4 protein-coding genes are annotated in these 4,266 nt (G+C 62.3%); 3 read left to right on the top strand and 1 reads right to left on the bottom strand.

Annotation, left to right across the window (positions count from 1 at the left end; all coding sequences use genetic code 11):
* Positions 1 to 153 precede the first annotated feature (153 nt).
* Positions 154 to 921, bottom strand: a complete 768-nt coding sequence (locus I0Q12_RS25485) for an SDR family NAD(P)-dependent oxidoreductase (protein ID WP_197255922.1) — start codon at positions 919 to 921, stop codon at positions 154 to 156.
* Positions 922 to 1,175: 254 nt separating this feature from the next.
* Between I0Q12_RS25485 and I0Q12_RS33930 the strand changes: the two genes are divergently transcribed.
* The 3 genes from I0Q12_RS33930 to I0Q12_RS25475 form a co-directional block, all read left to right on the top strand.
* Positions 1,176 to 1,985, top strand: a complete 810-nt coding sequence (locus I0Q12_RS33930; RefSeq protein ID WP_231611433.1) for a cupin domain-containing protein — start codon at positions 1,176 to 1,178, stop codon at positions 1,983 to 1,985.
* A gap of 157 nt (positions 1,986 to 2,142) precedes the next feature.
* Positions 2,143 to 3,588, top strand: coding sequence for an ABC transporter substrate-binding protein (locus I0Q12_RS25480; RefSeq protein WP_231611432.1), 1,446 nt, complete (start codon positions 2,143 to 2,145; stop codon positions 3,586 to 3,588).
* A 92-nt stretch (positions 3,589 to 3,680) separates the two neighbouring features.
* A partial coding sequence (locus I0Q12_RS25475) for a hypothetical protein (protein ID WP_197255918.1) occupies positions 3,681 to 4,266 on the top strand: 586 nt, incomplete at its 3' end.

Here is a 4,266-nt window from a genome sequence, read left to right as displayed (position 1 = left end):
ATCGAGAACTTCGGTACCCGTATCCAGCCGCTCATGAAGAGCCGCAACACAATTACCGCGGAAGCGGCGTAAGTATCGTAGGGAGTTTCGGCCCCGCACTCTCGCAGTGGAGAGTGCGGGGCTCGAAGCCGTGTGGCCCCGTTCGATCGTCGCTCAAGCGCCGGAAGTGTTCATCCCTGCAACGGTCTGGTAGAGGCCGGCAGAAACGTGGAGCAACTGACCGGTGATGTAGCGGGCCTCCTCCGAGGCGAGGAAGCGCACAGCGTTTGCGACATCGATGGACTCGACGGCAATTCCCATGGGAGAGGGACTTACCAGCCGTGTGAGTGTCGTCGGTTCGAGAGCGCTCAGCTTCTCGTTTGCAATGAGGCCCGGAACCACCGAGTTCACGGTAATGCCGTGGCGGCCGTATTCCAATGCCAGAGTTCGGGTCAGACCGTCGACGGCGGCTTTCGACACGGCATAGTTGGCATTGCGCGAACTACCGCTGGCCCCAATGGAAGTCACATTGACGATACGTCCGAAACCGCGTTCCACCATCGAGGGAATCACGGCCTGTGCACACCACCACGCGGTCCGGAGGTTGGCGTCGAGTGTGTGTTCCAGGTCCTCGGGCAGGAGTGAATCGAACGATCCGGTCCGCATTCCGCCGGCGTTGTTCACCAGAATCTCCACCGGGCCGAGCTCTTCCACGGCTGCTTCGACAGCGTCCCGAGCGCTGTCCTGCCGGTCGATCGTGCCCTCGATCAAGCAGACGTCGGTCAGTTCACGCAACTGGTCCACGAGCTGTGCCACAAAAGGATTCGTGCGTCGGACCTGGAGTGCGACTGCTGCTCCACCCTCCGCGAACAAGCGCGCGACAACCGATCCGGTGTATCCGCCGGCGGCGGTGACGAAAGCTACGCGTCCACTAACCTGCACTATCGTATTCCTCTCTTCGAGAACAACTTTGAGTTCTCGACCATCGAACCACGTACGCGCCCATGCGTCGAATGCGTTCTCAACGGGTGGAATTCGGTACTCGCATGCTGAGGGACGTTATCACTCTGCGATTCACGAACGTCCTCGGTTCTTAACCCTGAGGAAATCGATTCTCGAATACTGGGGTGCAGAATCATCGGTATGCGATTTCCTTTGCTGAAGGCTGTTGTCCACCCCTCTATCCTCCCGGCCCGATGAAGCCGCACGTCCAGTACCGGCACGAAAGTGAACTGACCTGGCTGGATCTGGAAGGTGGCGTTCGCCGCCGCGATCTCAATCGTGACGAGAACGGAGATGCAGCCATCTCGCTGTTCGAGGTTCCTCCCGGATGGTCGGAAGACGAGATCGGCTTGGGCCAAGGAGATATCGAAGTCTTCGTCCTGGAGGGATCTCTCGTCTTCGCTGACGGAGCACCGGGATCCGCAGGGACATACCACCGTTGGTCGTCCGGTTCCATGCCCGGCACGGTCGTTCGGGCCGACGGACGTGCAATACTGCTGGTTCAAGATGCGGTAGCGACTGCAACTCGGAGGGACCGAGGGCCCGCGGTCCATCACCTGAACCCGAGCGACTTCCCTTGGCGTGCACACGGCGAAGGCAGGAACAGGTCCGAGATGGCCGTGTTGCGCGAGGATCCGGTCACGGGAGGCCAGACCTACGCACTCAAACTTCCTGCAGGATGGGTCGGCCGCGCCGGCCAGCACTTTCATTCGGTATCGGAGGAAGCCTTCATCGTCAGTGGCGATGTCGCGCTGGAAGAGGAGCCGGTATATACCGCCGGTAGCTATCTCTTCCGTCCTCCTCGTGTGGTACACGGCGCTCGCGAGCGCAGCGAAACCGGGTGTTTCGCGCTCACTTGGACAAGTGGGCCAATCGATTTCAACTACGTCACTGTCGAAGGGCCAATGTCCGTACCGGGTGGCATCCATCGCTCCGGTGGATGCTTCGGGATCAATTCGGACCAGATCGATTCGGAGAATCAACGTGATCGTTACAACGCCTAGGGCATCGAAGGTGCGTCGCGCACTTCGCTGGACCGCCGCGGCAGCGGCTGTCGCCTTCACTGCGACCGGATGTGCTGCGAGTGGGGGCACGGCCTCCGCCGGTGGTAGCCAGCTCACCATGTCGGTGCCGGCGGTACCCAATACGCTGTATCCGCTGATGGAACCTGTGGCCGCCCAGTTCGCCCACCTTCCGATGCTCAGCAGCCTCCTCCAATACGAGCCCCAAGATCGCGACGAGTCGGTGCTCGCAGGTGTGGACCAAGTGGTTCCGGGATTGGCGGAGTCGTACGAACTGGCGCCGGACGGATTGCTTCTGGAACTTCGGGATGCGAAGTCGGCTGCCGGGAATCCCCTGACAGCTGCCGATGTTGCCTACACGTTCGAACGGGCGGTGGCCGTCGAGGACTCGATCGGCAAGTTCCTGATGACGACCGGTGGTATCGACCCTGCCAACCCGGTTACCGTGATCGACGACGACACCGTGCGGTTGAACGGTGCGGTGACGCCCCTGGTCCTCTTCGCGATCACCTACTACTATCCGGGCATCCTCGATAGCACCGTCGTGAAACAGCATGCCTCGGAGGAAGACCCGTGGGCGACGGAGTGGTTGCGGACGAACAGCGCCAACTTCGGTCCGTACACGGTGGAGTCGTTCGAGCCGGGAGAGCGGATCGTCTACACCGCCAACCCGAACTACTGGGAAGGCGAACCGCCCTATGACCGCGTAGTGGTGTTGGGCGCGGGAGCGCAGTCGCCGGTCCAGTTGCTCAAGTCCGGGTCCGCCGACTTCGCCGCGCGAGTGCCGGGCGGTGTCTACGCGGAGATGAAGGACGCGGACGGTTTCGACACCTACGTCTCGCCTTCTCTGAGCCAGCAGGTTGTCGTGCTGAACAAGAATGCGACACCCGCGCTCGGGAATCCCGACGTGCGGCGTGCACTCTCCATGGCAGTCGATCGTCAGCTGCTCGCCGACACGATCTACAGCGGCACCGCCAAGCCGGCCGGGTCCGTACTGTCGGCGAGCGTTCCGGGTATCGATGAGGCTTCCGGGACCTACTATGCGCACGACCTCGACGCCGCGAAGCGCCTGATGGCGACGACGCCGTTCGCTGAGGGATTCGATCTGACACTCACCGTCAGCGCCGGTTCCGCACCGGGTGTCGATGCGAACAGCGTGGCGATCGCCCTGCAGTCCGCATGGAAGGAACTGGGGGTGCGCGTGCAGATCGAGAACATCGGCAGCGCTTCACGTTTCTCGGAGGTTCAGACCACCTCGTCGTTCGAGGCGCTGTTGACCAGCGAAGCGCCGGCAGCCGCGGACATCCCCTACGCAATGAGTCTGCTCCACGCCAAGGGCGGCCCCTTCAACTACGGATTCGACGACGATGCCGTCGTCAGCGATCTGGTGACGCGCGCAGTCGCCCAACCGCTCGGTGATGAGCGCACTCGGCTGGGTGTCGAAGCGGTCAAGGCATGGAACGAAAGCATGGGGTCGATCCCGCTGGTCGACACCGGCATCGCGTACGTGGCAGCCGACAGCACCTGTGGCCTGGCTACGTATCCCTACCTCGCGGCTCTCGCCTACCGACTGTCTCCCTGCTGATCGGCGCAGGCCGCAACGAGCGCGATGAAAGAGGATCGACTGTGACTGATCGAACCGTCATACTGCGGACCGCAGACATGCCGTGGACACCGGTGACCGGTGCTCCGGGCCTTTTCACCAAACTTCTACGGCAGCGATCGGGAGGCGGACGAACCGCCCTTCAACGAATCGATGCGAGTGAGGGCTACACGCCGCCGACGCGGGCGCATTTCCACAACGTCTACGAGGAAATCATGTGTGTGAAAGGGGTCATGAGCTTCGACTCGGTGATGTGGCTCGGGCCGGTCGACTACCTCTACCACCCCCCGCGCACGGTTCACGGTTTCATGAGTGCGTTGAAGCACGAGGCGTGGTTTCTGTCGCGGGTGGGCGGCACTCTCGACTTCAACTACATCGACGAGCCTTTCGCCAAGGAAGCGTATTCGGTCGGCAAGTCTCCGGCGACGCGGCCTCTCGTCTACGCATCCAGTCCCCTCGGGACCGGGAACGAGGATGCCGAGGGGACACAGGTGGTTCGCTTGAGCGTCGACACCGACAGCGGAGTCGGGAGTTGGGTGGTAAGGCTTGCCGCCGGTGCGACCTACACGCCCGACGTCCCTGACGACTCCGATATCGAGTTCTTCGTGGTCACCGGCGCAGTGATGTACGGCGAGGCTCCATTGGACGAGGGCAGCTTCG

Origin of the sequence: Rhodococcus sp. CX, from assembly GCF_015865005.1 — a bacterium.
GTDB lineage: Bacteria > Actinomycetota > Actinomycetes > Mycobacteriales > Mycobacteriaceae > Rhodococcus.
This window is presented reverse-complemented; position numbering and strand designations above follow the sequence as displayed.